Origin of the sequence: Nocardia sp. CDC160, from assembly GCF_035818795.1 — a bacterium.
Lineage (GTDB): Bacteria > Actinomycetota > Actinomycetes > Mycobacteriales > Mycobacteriaceae > Nocardia.
In genome coordinates this window covers 174,569-191,718 of the sequence record NZ_JAYKYT010000001.1, presented here as the reverse complement: position 1 = coordinate 191,718, position 17,150 = coordinate 174,569, and the positions used below count along the sequence as shown (strand labels likewise).

Here is a 17,150-nt window from a genome sequence, read left to right as displayed (position 1 = left end):
TCGATAACGTCAAAATTCCGCCATTCGGCGACCTTGTTTTTGGAGCAGAACACATGAGTGACTCGACCGCGCCCGCGGCCGTTGGGGCCGACGGCACCCTCGACCCGGCCAACTGGTCTTTCGAGACCAAGCAGATTCACGCCGGGCAGGCCCCCGATGCGGCCACCGGAGCCCGCGCCCTGCCCATCTACCAGACCACGTCCTACGCCTTCCGGGACACCGATCACGCCGCCGCGCTGTTCGGTCTCGCCGAGCCGGGCAATATCTACACCCGCATCATGAACCCCACCCAGGACGCGGTGGAACAGCGCATCGCCGCCCTCGAGGGCGGTGTCGCGGCATTGCTGCTGGCCTCCGGGCAGGCGGCGGAGACCTACGCGATCCTGAATCTGGCCGAGGCGGGCGACCACATCGTGGCCAGCCCGCACCTCTACGGCGGCACCTACAACCTGCTGCACTACTCGCTGCCCAAGCTGGGCATCGAGGTCAGCTTCGTCTCCGATCCCGACGATCTCGAGCAGTGGCGCGCGGCCGTGCGGCCGAACACCAAGGCGTTCTACGGTGAGACCGTCGCCAATCCGTCCAGCTCGATCCTGGACATTCCGGGGATCGCCGAGGTCGCGCACGCGGCGGGTGTGCCGCTCATCGTGGACAACACCGTCGCCACCCCGTATCTGATCCAGCCGCTGCGGCTGGGCGCGGACATCGTCGTGCATTCGGCCACCAAGTATTTGGGCGGGCACGGTGCGGCGGTCGCCGGTGTGATCGTGGACGGCGGCACCTTCGATTGGACCGTGAAGAACGAAGCGGGCGAGTCCCGATTCCCGGGCTTCACCACCCCCGATCCGAGCTACCACGGCGCGGTCTTCGCCGATCTCGGCGCGCCCGCCTACGCGCTCAAGGCGCGCGTGCAGTTGCTGCGCGATCTGGGCGCGGCGGTCTCGCCGTTCAATGCCTTCCTCATCGCGCAGGGCATCGAGACGTTGAGCCTGCGCGTCGAGCGGCACGTGGCCAACGCGCAGGCGGTGGCGGAGTTCCTCGTCGGGCAGCCGGGCGTCGAGAAGGTGTACTACGCGGGCCTTCCCGACTCACCCTGGTTCGAGCGTGGCAAACAGCTGGCACCCAAGGGTGTCGGTGCCATCGTGTCCTTCGAACTGGCCGGTGGCGTGGACGCCGGGAAGAAGTTCGTGGAGGCGCTGGTGCTGCACAGCCATGTCGCTAACATCGGGGATGTGCGCTCGCTCGTCATCCATCCGGCCTCCACCACGCACTCCCAGCTGACCCCCGAGGAGCAGTTGGCTTCCGGTGTCACGCCTGGTCTGGTGCGTTTGGCCGTGGGTATCGAGGGCATCGGCGACATCCTGGCGGATTTGCGCGCCGGACTGACGGCGGCGGCAAGTTGACCGTGAACATCGAATCGAGGACGTCCCGTCACGCGGCCGAGCTGTTGCTGCCGCCGCCGGACGGGACGCTCGCGAGCATTGCCATCGGGGATGTGGAGCTCGAGTCCGGAGCTGTCATCCCCGATGTGACGCTGGCCGTGCAACGGTGGGGCGAACTTTCCGAGAACGCGGACAACGTGGTGCTCGTCGAGCACGCGCTGACCGGTGACTCGCATGTGGTCGGCCCCGCCGATGTGCACCACAGCCAGCCCGGTTGGTGGGACGGCATTGTCGGGCCGGGTGCGCCGGTGGACACCCGCGAATGGTGTGTCATCGCCACCAATGTGCTGGGCGGCTGTAAGGGCAGCACCGGCCCGGCCTCGCTGGCCCCGGACGGAAAGCCTTGGGGCGCACGGTTTCCCGAGATCTCGATTCGCGATCAGGTGACCGCGGAGGCCAAGCTGTTCGATCTGCTCGGCATCGAGCGGCTGGCGGCCGTGCTCGGCGGCTCCATGGGCGGTATGCGGGTGCTGGAGTGGATGGTCGGCAGCCCCCAGCGGGTCGGCGCGGCGCTGGTGTTGGCGGTCGGCGCGCGCGCCACCGCCGACCAGATCGGCACCCAGACCACCCAGCAGGCCGCCATCAAGGCCGATCCGAACTGGCAGGGCGGCAACTATCACGGCACCGGGCGCGCGCCCATGACCGGGATGGGTATAGCCCGGCGCATCGCGCACCTGACCTATCGCACCGAGTTCGAACTGGACCATCGGTTCGAGAATCACGCCCAGGGCAACGAGGACCCCCGGGCGGGTGGGCGCTACGCGGTGCAGAGCTACCTGGAATACCAGGCGGACAAGCTGATCTCGCGCTTCGACCCGGCCACCTACGTGCTGCTCAGCGAGGCCATGAACCGCCACGACGTGGGCCGCGGGCGCGGCGGCGTCGAGGCGGCGCTGGCGTCGACGCCGGTGCCGTGCGTGGTCGGCGGGGTCGACTCCGATCGGCTCTACCCGCTGCGCACGCAGCAGGAGCTGGCCGATCTGCTGCCCGGCTCCAAGGGACTCGAGGTCATCCACTCCAAGGACGGCCACGACGGCTTTCTGACCGAGTTCGAGGCGGTCGGCAAGCTGGTGCTCGAGACGATGGATCTGGCCCGCGCCCAACGCGAGTCCGATCGCTGAACAACCGCTGCATTTCCGCTGCATTTCCGCTGCCGCAACGGCCGCGCGTTACCGCGCGTATCGTGGCTGTTTCGCGCGAATTGTCCTGACGCGCTTCCGGTTTCGCGCATATGACACATCGGTAACCGCTCGCTTCGAATACGTGTGCTTCGGGCCCGGCGGTCGTAATCTATTCAGCTATGACCGCCGCATTCGATGACATGGATCTCCGCGATCTCGTCGATCTGCTCTCCGAGGACGAGCAGCGTGAACTCCGCCCGGCCATACTCCGCGTCCTACACCGACTTCCCGACCAGGAAGTATTACGCCGGGAACTCGGCCGCCGCATCACCTCGGTTTAACAGACAGCCCCCGATCAGATCTCAGCGCCGCGACCCCGGTCGCGGCCCCGACCTCGGCGCGTTCCTACGTGACGCCGAGGCTACTGATGGTCGCGGCCAGCACGATGATCGCGCCGCCCAGCACCGTCAGCCACGCGACATCGAACCCCTTGCTGCGCACCGCGAGCAGCCCCGCCCGCTCGGTCGGCAGAATCAGCCGCAACGCCGCCCCCAACAGCGCCGCCCCCCCGAAGAAGAACGTCCCCCGCCGCCACCGATCCCAGGCGAGAAACACCACCGCCACCACAAGCACCCCCGCCACCAGCAGCATCGGCAGATTCTCCCGAAGAAACCCCCCGAAACGACTGCTGCGACTCTCTCCTGCGGCATGGGCTGAATTCACCGCCCGAGCTTAACCGCCCCCGCCCACGAGAATGCATTGGAGCAGGACTCTTCTCGGCGTTTGCCTGCCGGATTGCATGCTCGTCGATGGCGACACTTCGCGCCGCGATAATCGCTGGGGTGGAAGAGGTTGCGGTTGTGGTGGCGCATCGGGAGCGGGTTACCTTGCGGGTGGGGGATGCGTTCTTGAAGGTTGATGGGGAGTGGGGGCGGGGGGAGTTCGAGGTCGAGGCGATGGACAGGGCGCCGATTCCTACTCCGAAAGTGTTGTGGCGCAAGCCCTCTGTGCTCGCACTGGCCGCTCTGCCGGGCGTCGCGCTCGGTCGGGTCGGGGAGCCGTCGGAGGCGTCGGCGGCGGCTTGGAGGGCGGCGGGTGCGGTGATACGGGAGTTGCATGATGCGCCGTTGCCGCCGTGGGAGGGGCGCGGGGTGGAGGAGATCGGGGTGCAGCTCGATGGTGAGTGCGAGTGGATTGTCGCGAATGGGGTTTTGCCCGCAGAGGTGGTCGCGTACAACCGGCGTGTTGCCGAGGATGCGTTGCGGCCGTGGACGCCGGTGTTCACGCACGGTGATCTGCAAGCCGAGCACGTGTTCGTGTCGGGTGACGAGATCACCGGGGTGATCGACTGGTCCGAGGCGGGGCCCGGCGATGGGCTGTACGACATCGCCACTTTGACGATGGGGCACCCGGAGCGTCTCGGTGAGGTGGTCGCGGGCTACGGCACGGACCTCGATGTCGAGGTGATTCGGGCGTGGTGGTCGTTGCGCAGCCTGTTGGGGATTCGGTGGTTGATCGAGCATGGGTTTGATCCGATGTCACAGGGGTGCGAGGGCGATGTGCTGAGACGTGCGATGCGGGATCGGGGGCGGAGTCGATCATGAAACGGTCATGATCGGGGCGGGAGGATAGGGGTCCGCCACGGTCTGCGAGGGGTGACCGTGGCGGCGGTACGCCGCAAGGGCGGTTAACGCGGGGTGGGGGCTGCGCAATATCGATGCGACGGTCACGGGATTCCGGGGCGGGGGTCGCGGTGGTGAAGGAGGAACTGTGTCTGCTCTCGGGCGGGATTTGCGGCAGGTGGTGCGGGGGCGGGTGCTGGTGCCCGGGGAGGATGGGTTCGAGCAGGCGGCCTCGCCCTGGAATTTGGCTGTGCGGCAGCGGGTTTCGGCGGTGGTGGAGGTAGTCGACGCGGCTGATGCGGCGGGGCTGGTGCGGTTTGCGGCGGCGGCCGAGGTGGCGTTGAGTACGCGGGCGACAGGGCATAGTCCGTCCGCTGCGGCGGATGGGACCGTGTTGGTGATTACGCGGGCGTTGGATGGGGTCGAGATCGATGTCGGCTCGCGCGTGGCGCGGGTGGGTGCGGGGGTGGCGTGGCAGCCGGTGTTGGAGCGGGCCGCGGCGCACGGATTGGCCGGGGCCTGCGGCAGTTCCGGGGTGGTCGGGGTGGCCGGGTACACCCTGGGCGGTGGTGTTGGGTGGTTTGCGCGTAGTCGCGGTTATGCCGCGCACGCGGTGCGGGCGCTGGAGGTGGTGACCGCCGATGGTGATCAGCGGCGGGTGACCGCGGAGTCGGAGTCGGATCTGTTCTGGGCCTTGCGTGGCGGTGGCGGTGATTTCGCGTTGGTGACCGGGCTGGAGTTCGAATTGTTCGATGCGCCGGAGCTTTTCGGCGGTCGCATGCTGTGGCCCGCGGAACGGGCCGCGGAGGTGATCGCCGCCTTCCGGGAGGCCACTGCGGAAGCCGAAGTGGGACTGAGCCTTTGGCTGACCTTGATCCAATTCCCGCCGTTCCCGCAGGTTCCCGAGCCGCTGCGCGGCCAGGCCATGGTGGCCGTCGATGTGGTCGCGCTGGGCGGGGTCACCGGGCCGCTGCGCCGATTCGACGAGATCGCGGGGCTGGTGCTCGACACCCGGCGGCCGCTGGACGCCGCGCAGGTCGGCGGGGTCTGCATGGAGCCGACCGATCCGAGCCCGGCGCGGGTGCGCGGCGAGCTGCTCACCGATTTCTCCGCGGATGTCAGCGAGGCGCTGCTGGCGGCCGCCGCGCCGCGGGGCAGCGTGGGGCCGCTCGCCCTCGTGCAGATCCGGCATCTCGGTGGCGCGCTGGCCACCCCGCCCGCCGACGCGGGGTGCGCGGGTGGCATTGCCGAGCCGTATCTGCTGTCGCTGCTCGGCCCCGCGCCGACACCGGACTTCGGGGCGCTCGTCGTCGAGCGCCAGGCGGCGGTGGTGGACGCGCTGGGCCCGCACCTGAGCGGTCGGAAACCGTTCACCTACTTGGATTCCGGCGAGAGCCCCGCGGCCGTCTTCGACGCCGAGACCCTGGCCCGGCTGCGGGACATCAAGGACCGCCGGGACCCGGACGGCCTGTTTCGCAGCAACTTTCCCGTCGCCAGGCCCTTGGGCGAGGCCGATCCCAGTCGGGCCGCGGCACCGGCGACCGTCTGATCCGGTCGGCGAGATTCCGGAGGACCGGGGTGGCCGCCGGGATGCGGCGCGGGTCACGGAGAGTGAGCGGGCCCATCATTCGGCCCGGTCGGTGAGTGAAATCACCGGACTGGACGGTATCGCGACCATTCGCCGGTGTGTTGCGCTTGGTTGTGCCCGAATCCGTCTCCGCCACCACCGCCGCGCTCACCCCCGACGCGGCGATGAGCCGACCCGTCGCGCCGGACCCCTCCGCGTCGGCGGAACCGTCGGTTGTGACGGAGACGCCGGTGGTGCCGCCGCGCACCGATTGGCATATCCCCGCCATGCTGGCGCTGGCGCTGGGCGGATTCGGGATCGGCACCACCGAATTCGTCACCATGGGTTTGCTGCCGGACATAGCCGGATCCATGAAGGTCTCCGAACCGACCGCCGGGCACATTGTTTCGGCCTATGCGCTGGGTGTGGTCGTCGGTGCGCCGGTGATCGCCGCCCTGTGCGCCCGGGTGCCGCGCAAACGGCTGCTCATGGCGTTGATGTTCGCGTTCGCCCTGGGTAATGCGGCCAGCGTGATCGCGCCCAACTTCGCGACGCTGACCGTGGCCCGGTTCGCCTCGGGGCTCCCGCACGGGGCCTACTTCGGGGTGGCGTCGCTGGCGGCGGCCTCGCTCGCTCCGGTGGGCCAGCGGGCCAAAGCGGTTGCGGCCGTTATGCTGGGCCTCAGCGCCGCCAATGTCGTCGGCGTCCCCGCCGCCACCTGGCTGGGCCAGAATCTGGGCTGGCGGGACGCCTTCATCGTGGTCGCCGTGATCGGTTTCGCGACCGTGGCCGCGATCGCCCGGTTCGTGCCGGAGCTGCACGGTGTCCGCATGACCGACCCGCGCACCGAACTCACCGCGCTGCGCCGCCCCCAGGTGCTGCTGACCCTGCTCGTCGGCGCGGTCGGCTTCGGCGGCATGTTCGCGGTCTACACCTACATCACCACCACCCTCACCGATGTCGCGGGCCTGCCCGTCGGCCTGGTTCCGGTGGTGCTCATGCTCTTCGGCCTCGGCATGGTGGCGGGCAATATCGTCGGCGGCGTGCTGGCCGACCGTGGCGTGGACCGCGCCATCTTCGTGTCCATGATCGGGATGCTGGTCATCCTCGCGGGTTATGTTGCGGCGGCCCACAATCCGTACACGGCGGCCATTGGCGCGTTCCTGGTGGGCGCGTCGGGCGCATCCCTGGCCCCGGCGCTCCAAACCCGCCTGATGGACGTCGCCCACGACGCCCAAACCCTCGCCGCCGCCCTCAACCACGCGGCCCTGAACATCGCCAATGCGGCGGGAGCGTGGCTCGGCGGCCTGGTCATCGCGGCGGGTCTCGGCTACACCGCCCCCGCGGCGGTCGGTGCCGGGCTGGCGGTGCTGGGTACCGCGCTGTTCGCGGTGACCGTCCTCGCCGCCCGCTCGACCTCACGCACCCTCGGCTGACCCACCCGGACGCGGGCGGACCAGCGCGGCCCGCAGTGGCCCTGTGGCGCGGCTGAATTCGCGAGCAGAGTTTGCTGTGAACATGCGGACTCGGCGGTGGCGGTACTGAACAGTGTTGTCGGAGTAGGCATTCGGGCTGTCTGATTCACAGCGATCATTGAGCTGAATTCACAGCCGACGGAGTTAATCTCGTCGAGTTATCGGCCGAATACGAGCGCTCTCGACCGGACATCGCACTGTTCAGGAAAGGAAATTTCAGCATGCGTGCTGTTCGAATCGCTGTGCTCGCCGCAGGTTTGCTCATTGGCTTGGCGGTGCCCGCCGTGGCCTCGGCCGACGATAACGGGCCGGTGAGTTGCGGCCCGGATCTCAACAGCTGTGCCACCGCCTGTCGGGATCAGGTGGGGAACCCGAATGTGAGGCTCAACGACTGCGTCATGACCGATGGCGGCTGGTCCTGCAGCGCCTGCGAATACAACTCCGAGAACTAACCCCCGGGTCGATCCGAAACGCGGTCGCGGGCCGGAGTTCGATCCGGCCCGCAATCCGGGCGCGAACATACACGGGTGTATGTAAGTGTAAGATCCTGGCATGACCAGCTCCGCCGTCTCCAAACAGCCGCGCCGCACACAGGAGCAGCGCAGCACCGAGATGCGCACGCGGCTGCTGGACGCCACCATCGAATGCCTCGTCGAGTACGGGTACGCCGGGACCACGACGCCACGGGTGGCGGAGCGGGCGGGGGTAACCCGGGGTGCGCAGGTGCACCACTTCGGCTCGAAGAACGACCTGGTGGTCGCGGCCGTCAGCCATCTGGCCCAGCGCCGGACCGAGGCGGCCATGCAGGAGATCAACCGCATGCGCGCGGGGGACGATCCGCTCGGCACCGCACTCGAATTCATGTGGGAGCTGCATCAGGGACCGCTGTTCATCGCCGCGGTCGAGCTCTGGGTGGCCGCCCGCACCGATCGCCTGCTGGCCGCCGAGGTCGAGAAGGTCGAGCCGTTCGTCAACAATGCCGTGCTGCTGGCGGTCGCCCAGCTGGTGCCGAACGAGCTCTACCGCAAGAGCGTTCGCGATTTCGCGTATACCGCCATGGACACACTGCGCGGAATCCTGGTGAGCAACTTCATCTCTCCCGATCCGGAGCGCGCGCATCGCCGCTGGCTGCGCGCCTCGGCGCACCTGCGCATGGCGGCGGACGCGGGCATGCCGGACATTCGCATCGCCGACTGACACCCGGCGATCTCCTCGCAATACCGACGCGGCTGTATGTGCCGCTGCATCAACCTGACCTCATGATCTTGTAATCACCGCCAGGATTCCACGCACCCTCTTGCCGACTTACATACAGCTTTGTATGTTTGTTTCTGCACCCCTATGTGAGGAGTTCGATGACGAACAAGGCCCACCCGTCGCCCCACCCCCACCCCACATCGGGTCGCTTCGCGAACCGCGTTTTTGTCGTCGGCGTCGGCATGACGAAGTTCGAGAAGCCGGGGCGGCGCAAGAACGAGGACGGCAGCGACTGGGACTACCCGGACATGGCCCGGGAGTCGGGGACCAAGGCCCTCGCCGATGCCGGGGTCGACTATCGCGAGATCGAGCAGGCCTACGTCGGCTACGTCTACGGTGAGTCCACCTCCGGTCAGCGCGCCGTCTACGAACTGGGCATGACCGGCATCCCCGTGGTCAATGTCAACAACAACTGCTCCACCGGCTCGACCGCGCTCTACCTTGCGGCACAGGCGATTCGGGGCGGGCTGGCCGACTGCACGCTGGCGTTGGGCTTCGAGAAGATGCAGCCGGGCTCGCTCGGCTCCACCTGGGACGACCGCGAACAGCCCATGGCCCGCCACATCATGGCGCTCGCGGAGATCTCCGAGGTGCTCTTCCCGGTGGCCCCGTGGATGTTCGGCGCGGCCGGGCGCGAGCACATGAAGAAGTACGGCACCACCGCCGAGCACTTCGCCAAGATCGGGTACAAGAACCACAAGCACTCGGTGAACAACCCGTATTCGCAGTTCCAGGACGAGTACACGCTCGACGACATCCTGGGCTCGCGCATGATCTACGACCCGCTCACCAAGCTGCAGTGCTCGCCCACCTCCGATGGTTCGGGCGCGGTCGTTCTGGCCAGCGAGGAATTCGTGGACCGCCACGACCTGTCGCGGCAGGCGGTGGAGATCGTCGGCCAGGCCATGACCACCGACTTCCAGTCCACCTTCGACGGCAGCGCCCGCAACCTCATCGGCTACGACATGAATGTGCAAGCGGCCGAGAAGGTTTACGCCCAGGCCGGGCTCGGCCCCGAGGACTTCCAGGTCATCGAGCTGCACGACTGCTTCTCCGCCAACGAGCTGCTGCTCTACGAGGCGCTCGGGCTGGCCAAGGAGGGCGAGGCGGGACACCTCATCGACTCCGGCGCGACCACCTACGGCGGCAAGTGGGTGGTGAACCCGTCCGGCGGGCTCATCTCCAAGGGACATCCTTTGGGCGCAACGGGTTTGGCCCAGTGCAGCGAGCTCACCTGGCAGCTGCGCGGCACCGCCGACAAGCGGCAGGTCGACAATGTCACCGCCGCGCTGCAGCACAATATCGGGCTCGGCGGCGCGGCCGTCGTCACCGCCTACCAGCGCGCGGACCGCTGATCTCCGCCCCTTCCATTCGCGGGAACTACAAGAGGTAATCACATGGGACACATCGAAGCGTCCAAGGATCTCAACGCCACCCCCGAGGGCCTGTGGGCCGTCGTCTCCGACCCGCAGACCTGGGACAAATGGTTCTCCATCCACGAGCGCTGGATGGAGGAGCCCCCGGCCGTGCTGGCCCCCGGCGCGAAGCTGACCGCCAAGATCGTCATGCTCGGCATGGCCAACAAGATCGAGTGGGTGGTCGAGAGCGTCGACACCCCGAATCGCCTGGTACTCAGCGGCACCGGCATGGCGGGTGTGAAGGTGCAGTTCTCCTTCGACATCACCCCCGAGGGCAGCGGCAGCAAGTTCTCCGTGTCCGGCGATTTCGAGGGCGCGCTCATCAAGGGCGCGCTGGGCAAGGCGGTGGAGAAGGATGGCCTCACTCAGCTGGACAAAACTCTCGCCGCGCTCGACGCCCTCGCCACGGCGGCCTGAAATGACTTCGACGGCAGTCGAATTCGATAGGTCCGGGCTGGGCAACTGGTCGGACGAGGAAGCCTTCGAGGTCACCCGGGAGCGGATCGCCGAATACGCCGCCGCCACCAACGATCCCATTCCCGGGCACGTGAAAGGCGATGTGGCACCGCCGATCTTCGCCATCGTGCCGGTGTTCGACGCCATGATGGTGCCGGTCATCGACGTGGCCCCGATGAACATCTTCGGTCGAGTCGTCCACGGGGAGCAGGACTTTCACTTCCACCGGCCGATCCGACCCGGTGACAGGCTGGTGTCGCGGGCCAAGGCCATCGGGTACGAGGGGAAGGACAATGGCTCGACCATCACCATCCTCATCGAATGCCGGGCCGAGGACGGGGAACTGGTCAACGAGCAGTATCTGACCGCGTTCTTCCGCAATGTCGACGCGGGGGAGCGGGTCGGCGACCAGGCTCCGGCGCACCGGCTCGATCCGGCGCTGCTGGAGCGGGCGCCGCTGGCGACGGCGACCGCGCACGTGGACGCCGACCAGACCTACCGCTACTCCCCGGCCTCGGGCGATCCGGTGCCGCTGCACCTGGACGACCAGGTGGCCAAGGATGCCGGTCTGCCCGGCATCATCGCGCATGGGCTGTGCACCATGGCGATGTCGTCATGGGGGGTCTTGAGCCAGGTCGCGGACTCGGATGTGGCTCGGCTGCAACGGTATGCGGTGCGCTTCACCAAGATGGTGTTCCCGGGCGACGACCTCGAGACCCAGATCTGGAAGGTCGGCACCGCCAACGGGGTCACCACCTACGCCTTCCGGACCGTGCGCGGCGATGACACGGTGCTCAGCGACGGCCTCGCCGAAATTTCCGACAACTGAGGAGACATTCATGGGTGCACTCGACGGACGGGTCGCCATTATCACCGGGGCCGGTCGGGGGATCGGTCGCGAGCACGCGCTGCTGTTCGCGCGTGAGGGCGCGGCGGTTGTGGTCAACGACCTCGGCGGCAGCAATGCCGGTGAGGGCACCGACGCCGGACCGGCGCACGAGGTGGTGAACGAGATCGTCGCCGCAGGGGGGCGCGCGATCGCCAACACCGACAGCGTGGCCGACTGGCAGGGTGCGAAAAACCTGGTGGATCAGGCTGTTTCGGAGTTCGGTCGGCTCGATGTGGTGGTGAACAACGCGGGCATCCTGCGCGACGCGTTCATCGCGGGCATGGACGAGTCGCAGTGGGACGCGGTCGTGGCCGTGCACCTCAAGGGGCACGCGGCGGTGCTCCGGCACGCGGCCGCCTACTGGAAGGACCAGTCCAAGGCGGGCAATCAGCCCAATGCCGCGGTCATCAATACCGCGTCGGCGTCGGGCACCACGGTTCCCAATGCGGGACAGGCGAATTACGGTGCGGCCAAGGCCGCCATCGCCGCGCTCACCCTGGTGGCCGCGGACGAACTGGCCCGCTACGGCGTGCGCGTGAACGCCATCGCCCCCATCGCCCGCACCCGCCTCACCCTGGCCACGCCGGGCATGGGCGAGATGATGGCCGCCCAGCAGGCGGGACTGGAAGAGGGCGAGTTCGATGCCTTCAGTCCGGCCAATATCTCCCCGCTGGTGGCGTACCTTGCCACCGAGAAGTGCCCGATCACCGGCAAGGTGTTCGCGGTACAGGGCGGCGCGATCTCCGAACTGGCGGGGTGGCACGACGTGAAGACCATCGAGACCGAAGGCCCGTGGTCCATCGACGATATCGCCGGGCGACTGCCGTAATCAGGAAGGCGGACAACGATGTTCGAATGGTCCGAGACCGATGAGCTGATCCGCGGCGCGGTGCGCGGCTTCATCGACAAGGAGGTGCGCCCGCACCTGGACGCCCTCGACAGCGGTGAGATGCTGCCGTACCCGATCATCCGGAAGCTGTTCAGCGAGTTCGGCATCGACGCGCTGGGTGCCGAGACGGTCGCCAAACTGCTTGCCAAACAACGCAAGCGGGAGGAGGCGATCGCCGCCGGGGAGCCGCTGCCGGAGAAGAAGCCCTCCGGTGAGGGCGGGCCGTTCTCCGGGCAGGAATCGCTGATGGCGGTGCTCATCAGCGAGCTGTCCGGGGTGTGCATGGGCCTGGTCACCGCCATGGGCGTGAGCATCGGCCTCGGGGCCACCACCATCCTCGCGCGCGGCACCCTCGCGCAGAAGGAACGCTGGGTGGCCGACATCGTGACCATGAAAAAGGTCGCGGCGTGGGCGATCACGGAGCCGGACTCCGGCTCGGACGCCTTCGGCGGCATGAAGACCTACGTCCGCCGCGACGGCGAGGACTACATCCTCAACGGCCAGAAGACCTTCATCACCAACGGCCCCTACGCCGACACCGTCATCGTCTACGCCAAACTCGACGAGGGCGACGGGGTCGAAAAGCGCGACCGCAAGGTGCTGACCTTCGTGCTCGACAAGGGCATGGAGGGCTTCACCCAGGGCAAGCCGTTCAAGAAGATGGGCCTGCACGCCTCGCCCACCGGCGAATTGTTCTTCGACAATGTGCGATTGGGCCGCGACCGGCTGCTCGGCGAGACCGAACAGCACGAGGGCGGCGACGGACGCGAAAGCGCCCGTTCGAGTTTCACCGCCGAGCGAATCGGCGTGGCCTTCATGGCGCTGGGCATCGTCAACGAATGTCACCGGCTCTGTGTGGATTACGCCAAGACCCGCAAGCTGTGGGGTCAGGAGATCGGCCGCTTCCAGCTGGTGCAGCTCAAGCTCGCCAGGATGGAGGTCGCGCGAATCAATGTGCAGAACATGGTGTTCAACGCCCTGGAACGGTCCCGCGCGGGCAAGCCGCCCACGCTGGCCGAAGCGTCGGCCATGAAGCTGTACTGCTCGGAGATCGCCACCGAGGTGGCCATGGACGCCGTCCAGCTCTTCGGCGGCAATGGCTACATGTCGGAGTATCACGTCGAACAGCTGGCCCGCGATGCCAAGTCGCTCATGATCTACGCGGGCAGCAATGAGATCCAGGTGACCCACGTCGCCAAGGGACTGCTCGCCTACTAGGCGCGCACACGTCCGGGGCCGCCGCCTGTCGCCGGTGGCGGCCCCGGACGACCGGCCCGGTCAACGACTCGTCTTGAACTTCTTGCTCTCGTCATCGGTGATCGCTACCTCATCCGGGTGATCCCACGCGGACTCTTCCCACTGGGCCCGACTGGCGAATTCCTCGGCCTCCACCCGCCGATCCCATCCCCGCGCACGATCACTGCGCTGCTGCCCACGCTGACTCTCCATCCGACACCTCTCCCGCACTGACCCACAGACGCTCTGCGGTACCAGAGGGCGTTCCCCTTCTTACGCAGCACAAAACAGGTCGGTGGACTTGCGGGATGCCGATGGACGCGGGCTACGGCTTGCGGGACAGGGCGGCGGAAATCAGCTGCTCCCAGACGCTGAGATCGTGGTGGTCGGTGCCGATGCGGGAGACGCCGTCGGCGGTGGTGGGGGTGGGCCGCCACAGGGAACAGGGGACCAGACCCGGATCCAGGATCTCCAGATCGCCGAACAGGGCGAGGATTTCCTCGTCGGTGCGCCAGCGGCCGCGGCCGAAACTGGACTGCAACTTCTGCTCGGCCAGGCGGGTTTCCTCATTGAAGCCGGACCGGAAGTGCGAGATGTAGACCATGCTGCCGGAAGGGATTTGGTCGGTCCAGTAGCGCACGACCTGCTCGGGCTTCTCGTCATTGTTCAGGTGGTGCAGGATCGCGCTGAAGATGATGGCGACCGGCTGCGAGAAGTCGATGAGGCGTTCGACCTCCGGGTGGTGGCGAATGCCCGCCGAATCGCGCAGGTCGGCCTGGATGACGCTGGTGAACTCGTCGGTCTCCAGGATGGCGCGGCCGTGGGCCAGCACGATGGGGTCGTTGTCGACGTAGACGACGTGCGGGTCGGTGAGATGGCGCTGCGCGACCTGGTGCACATTGTCGGCGGTGGGCAGGCCGCTGCCGATATCGATGAACTGTTTCACGCCCGCGCGGGCGATCTCGCCGACGGCGCGAACCAGGCAATTGCGGTTGGCGAAGGCGATATCCACCGAACCCGGCAGATCCTTGATGAAGAAGTCCCCGATCTCGCGATCCACGGCGTAGTTGTCCTTGCCGCCCAAAAGGTAGTCGTACACCCGCGCGATGCTCGGTTTCGACTGGTCCACGTGCGATTGATCCGTCATCTTTCACACCCCTGTCCGAGGGACTCCGTTGTGGCAGTAATCCTATGTAAGAGAACGTCTTCCGGCGCGCTGTTCACGGTAACGCCCGGTGTGCTGAATGCGGATCGGGATACCGCGGCGCACCGGAAGTGATTCGGAGCGGCGTCGGTATTCGGATGACAACGCGGTGTGCCAGACATTTGCTATTGGGTATTCATGCGAGGATCGGCGCATGACATCGCTGGTGGATTTGCTGCCTTCGGAGGCGATCGATCTGCACGGTCATGCCGACGACTGGCGTGCGGCCATTCGGGCGGCCGGTGATTTGCTGGTCGCCACCGGGGTGACCACGGCCGAGTACACGGCGGAGATGATCGGCAATGTCGAGACCAACGGGCCCTACATTGTCATCGCTCCTGGATTCGCCTTCGCGCATGCCCGTCCGTCCCCGGCGGTGCGTCGGACCGGGATGTCGTGGGTGCGGCTGGAAAAGCCGGTGGAGTTCGACAGCCCCAATGACCCGGTGGATCTGGTCGTCGCGCTGGCCGCCTCGGATTCGGGCGTGCACACCGATGCCATGGCCGCGCTCGCCAAGGTGCTGCTGGAGCCGGGGGCGGAGCAGCTCTTGCGGGCGGTGCGGACGCCGCGGCAGTTGCGGGCCCTGCTGCTCGACGAAACGGAGATCGCGCGGGTGGCAACCGAAAAGCCCTCGGCGGCAAAGGGATCCACGCCAATCCCCACCGTCAAATCGCACTCCGGTCCGCTGAAGATCCTCACCGTCTGCGGCAATGGCGTCGGCACCAGCCTGTTCCTCAAGAGCACGCTGGAATCGGTGCTCGACCGCTGGCACTGGACCCCGTACATCACGGTCGAGGCCACCGACACCATCTCCGCCAAGGGCAAGGCGTCGGAGGCCGTCGCCGTGCTCACCTCCGGAGAAATCGCCAAAACCCTTGGCAATCTGAGTATTCCGGTGCGGGTGATCGAGAACTTCACCAGCGCGGCCGAAGTCGACGGGGCTCTCCGCGAGCTCTTCGATCTCTAGCCCCGCGCGAACTCCTCGACGTCTAGGAAGGCGGACAGCATGAATGTCGTTCTGGCCATCGCACAGTTCGTCGTCAATGAAATCCTCAGCCAGCCCGCCTATCTCATCGGCATCATCACCGCCGTCGGGCTCATCGCGCTGCGCAAACCGGCCGGGCAGGTGGCGGGCAGCGCCATCAAGGCGACGCTGGGCTTCCTGCTCATCGGTGCGGGCGCGGGGTTGGTGGTGGAATCGCTGAAACCCTTGGGCACCATGATCCAGGGAGCGCTCGGCGCGCACGGCGTCATCCCCACCAACGAGGCCATCGTGGCCATCGCCCAGAACGAGTACGGCGCGCGGGTGACCTGGCTGATGATCCTCGGCTTCGGAATCAGCCTGGCGCTGGCCAGGTTCACGCCCCTGCGCTACGTCTTCCTGACCGGCCACCACATGCTGTTCATGGCCACCCTGCTCACCATGGTGCTGGCGGTGGCGGGTCTGTCCACGCCGGTGGTGGTCGTGGCGGGCGGCATTCTGCTCGGCATCGTCATGGTGTCGTTCCCGGCGCTGGCCCAGGCCTGGACGCGCCGGGTCACCGGCGGCGACGAGGTGGCCATCGGGCATTTCGGCACCGCGGGCTATATCGCGGCGGGCGCGACCGGACAGCTGGTCGGCAAGCGCAGCCGCAGCACCGAGGAGATGGATCTGCCGGAAGGGCTTCGCTTCCTGCGGGATTCGATGGTGGCGACCGCGCTGTCGATGGTGCTGCTGTATCTGGTGCTGGCGCTGGCCTACCTCGCGCGGGCCGGGCAGGACGAGGCGTTCCAGGCCTTCGAGAACGGTGCGACGAATGTCGGCAACTATCTGATGCAGTCCGTGCAGCAGGGCCTCTACTTCGGTATCGCGGTGGCCGTCATCCTCTTCGGTGTCCGCACCATCCTGGGCGAGCTGGTGCCCGCCTTCCAGGGCATCGCGGAAAAGGTTGTGCCCGGCGCGATTCCGGCGCTGGACGCCCCGATCGTGTTCCCCTACGCCCAGAACGCCGTACTCCTCGGCTTCCTCAGCAGCTTCGTCGGCGGCCTGGTCAGCCTGGGTTTGCTCAGCTGGATCTTCAACCCCCTCTTCGGCTGGGCGCTGGTCCTACCCGGCCTGGTGCCGCACTTCTTCACCGGCGGCGCGGCGGGCGTCTACGGCAATGCGACGGGCGGTCGCCGCGGCGCGGTCTGCGGCGCCTTCGTCAACGGCTGCCTCATCACCTTCCTGCCCGCCATCCTGCTCCGAGTCCTGGGCCCCTTCGGCGAGGAGAACACCACCTTCGGCGACGCCGACTTCGGCTGGTTCGGCACCGCCATCGGCACCGCCGCCAAACTCGGCGGCTGGGGTGCCGTGATGGCCTGCCTCGCCATCGGCGTGGTGATCCTGTTCGCCGCCATCCTGGTCCAGACCCACGTCGTCGCCACCGGCTGGGACCCGGGCGCGGCCCGCGACCGCACCCTCGGCATCACCCGCACCGCAGCCGTCACCGAGGCCGTGGCCCAGCCGAACTCCCTGACGTTCCCCAAGATTCCGGTCCCGCCCGGAGCCCCGACCCCACCGCCGCCGCTCGACTGAGCGCGGGCGGTGTCGTC

The 17,150-nt window shown here is 67.5% G+C and carries 18 protein-coding genes; 15 read left to right on the top strand and 3 right to left on the bottom strand.

Annotation, left to right across the window (positions count from 1 at the left end):
* Nucleotides 1-53: 53 nt before the first annotated feature.
* From VMT40_RS00960 to VMT40_RS00950, 3 genes are all read left to right on the top strand, one after another.
* Nucleotides 54-1,403: a bifunctional o-acetylhomoserine/o-acetylserine sulfhydrylase gene (locus tag VMT40_RS00960; RefSeq protein ID WP_326356090.1), complete on the top strand. Its 1,350-nt coding sequence runs from the start codon at nucleotides 54-56 to the stop codon at nucleotides 1,401-1,403.
* Nucleotides 1,400-2,563 (top strand): homoserine O-acetyltransferase MetX, encoded by a 1,164-nt coding sequence (gene metX, locus VMT40_RS00955; protein WP_442789881.1) that lies wholly within the window; start codon nucleotides 1,400-1,402, stop codon nucleotides 2,561-2,563. Before VMT40_RS00960 ends, metX begins: the two co-directional genes overlap by 4 nt.
* Before the next feature lie 179 nt (nucleotides 2,564-2,742).
* Nucleotides 2,743-2,904, top strand: coding sequence for a hypothetical protein (locus VMT40_RS00950; RefSeq protein ID WP_167659831.1), 162 nt, complete (start codon nucleotides 2,743-2,745; stop codon nucleotides 2,902-2,904).
* Between the two features lie 64 nt (nucleotides 2,905-2,968).
* On the opposite strand, the gene VMT40_RS00945 is transcribed toward VMT40_RS00950, so the two are convergent.
* The gene (locus tag VMT40_RS00945; protein WP_326356089.1) at nucleotides 2,969-3,214 is read right to left on the bottom strand and encodes a DUF3017 domain-containing protein; all 246 of its coding nucleotides are present in this window, start codon (nucleotides 3,212-3,214) and stop codon (nucleotides 2,969-2,971) included.
* A gap of 191 nt (nucleotides 3,215-3,405) precedes the next feature.
* Between VMT40_RS00945 and VMT40_RS00940 the strand changes: the two genes are divergently transcribed.
* From VMT40_RS00940 to VMT40_RS00895, 10 genes are all read left to right on the top strand, one after another.
* Complete coding sequence (locus VMT40_RS00940; RefSeq protein ID WP_326356088.1) at nucleotides 3,406-4,167, top strand: phosphotransferase family protein; 762 nt, start codon at nucleotides 3,406-3,408, stop codon at nucleotides 4,165-4,167.
* A 166-nt stretch (nucleotides 4,168-4,333) separates the two neighbouring features.
* A complete protein-coding gene (locus VMT40_RS00935) occupies nucleotides 4,334-5,734 on the top strand; it encodes an FAD-binding oxidoreductase (protein WP_326356087.1) in 1,401 nt (466 codons plus the stop codon).
* A 203-nt stretch (nucleotides 5,735-5,937) separates the two neighbouring features.
* The gene (locus VMT40_RS00930; RefSeq protein WP_442789917.1) at nucleotides 5,938-7,188 is read left to right on the top strand and encodes an MFS transporter; all 1,251 of its coding nucleotides are present in this window, start codon (nucleotides 5,938-5,940) and stop codon (nucleotides 7,186-7,188) included.
* A 260-nt stretch (nucleotides 7,189-7,448) separates the two neighbouring features.
* Nucleotides 7,449-7,679 carry a hypothetical protein gene (locus VMT40_RS00925; protein WP_326356086.1) on the top strand — a complete coding sequence of 77 codons (231 nt, stop codon included), beginning with the start codon at nucleotides 7,449-7,451 and terminating at the stop codon, nucleotides 7,677-7,679.
* Between the two features lie 100 nt (nucleotides 7,680-7,779).
* On the top strand, nucleotides 7,780-8,424 hold the full coding sequence (locus tag VMT40_RS00920; protein WP_326309378.1) for a TetR/AcrR family transcriptional regulator: 645 nt from the start codon (nucleotides 7,780-7,782) through the stop codon (nucleotides 8,422-8,424).
* 158 nt (nucleotides 8,425-8,582) lie between these two features.
* Complete coding sequence (locus VMT40_RS00915) at nucleotides 8,583-9,839, top strand: lipid-transfer protein (RefSeq protein ID WP_326356085.1); 1,257 nt, start codon at nucleotides 8,583-8,585, stop codon at nucleotides 9,837-9,839.
* Between the two features lie 42 nt (nucleotides 9,840-9,881).
* Nucleotides 9,882-10,319: a type II toxin-antitoxin system Rv0910 family toxin gene (locus tag VMT40_RS00910; protein WP_326356084.1), complete on the top strand. Its 438-nt coding sequence runs from the start codon at nucleotides 9,882-9,884 to the stop codon at nucleotides 10,317-10,319.
* 1 nt (nucleotide 10,320) lies between these two features.
* The gene (locus VMT40_RS00905) at nucleotides 10,321-11,187 is read left to right on the top strand and encodes a MaoC/PaaZ C-terminal domain-containing protein (protein ID WP_326356083.1); all 867 of its coding nucleotides are present in this window, start codon (nucleotides 10,321-10,323) and stop codon (nucleotides 11,185-11,187) included.
* 10 nt (nucleotides 11,188-11,197) lie between these two features.
* Nucleotides 11,198-12,076 carry an SDR family oxidoreductase gene (locus VMT40_RS00900; RefSeq protein WP_326309374.1) on the top strand — a complete coding sequence of 293 codons (879 nt, stop codon included), beginning with the start codon at nucleotides 11,198-11,200 and terminating at the stop codon, nucleotides 12,074-12,076.
* An 18-nt stretch (nucleotides 12,077-12,094) separates the two neighbouring features.
* Nucleotides 12,095-13,354: an acyl-CoA dehydrogenase family protein gene (locus tag VMT40_RS00895; protein ID WP_326356082.1), complete on the top strand. Its 1,260-nt coding sequence runs from the start codon at nucleotides 12,095-12,097 to the stop codon at nucleotides 13,352-13,354.
* A gap of 60 nt (nucleotides 13,355-13,414) precedes the next feature.
* Here VMT40_RS00895 and VMT40_RS00890 read toward each other — a convergent pair whose 3' ends face one another.
* Both VMT40_RS00890 and VMT40_RS00885 read right to left on the bottom strand, forming a co-directional pair.
* Complete coding sequence (locus VMT40_RS00890; protein WP_326356081.1) at nucleotides 13,415-13,585, bottom strand: hypothetical protein; 171 nt, start codon at nucleotides 13,583-13,585, stop codon at nucleotides 13,415-13,417.
* Between the two features lie 112 nt (nucleotides 13,586-13,697).
* A complete protein-coding gene (locus VMT40_RS00885) occupies nucleotides 13,698-14,519 on the bottom strand; it encodes an SAM-dependent methyltransferase (protein WP_326356080.1) in 822 nt (273 codons plus the stop codon).
* A gap of 211 nt (nucleotides 14,520-14,730) precedes the next feature.
* Here VMT40_RS00885 and VMT40_RS00880 point away from each other — a divergent pair, with 211 nt between their 5' ends.
* On the top strand, nucleotides 14,731-15,543 hold the full coding sequence (locus tag VMT40_RS00880; protein WP_326356079.1) for a PTS sugar transporter subunit IIA: 813 nt from the start codon (nucleotides 14,731-14,733) through the stop codon (nucleotides 15,541-15,543).
* Nucleotides 15,544-15,582: 39 nt separating this feature from the next.
* Nucleotides 15,583-17,133 carry a PTS ascorbate transporter subunit IIC gene (locus VMT40_RS00875; protein WP_326356078.1) on the top strand — a complete coding sequence of 517 codons (1,551 nt, stop codon included), beginning with the start codon at nucleotides 15,583-15,585 and terminating at the stop codon, nucleotides 17,131-17,133.
* Nucleotides 17,134-17,150 lie beyond the last annotated feature (17 nt).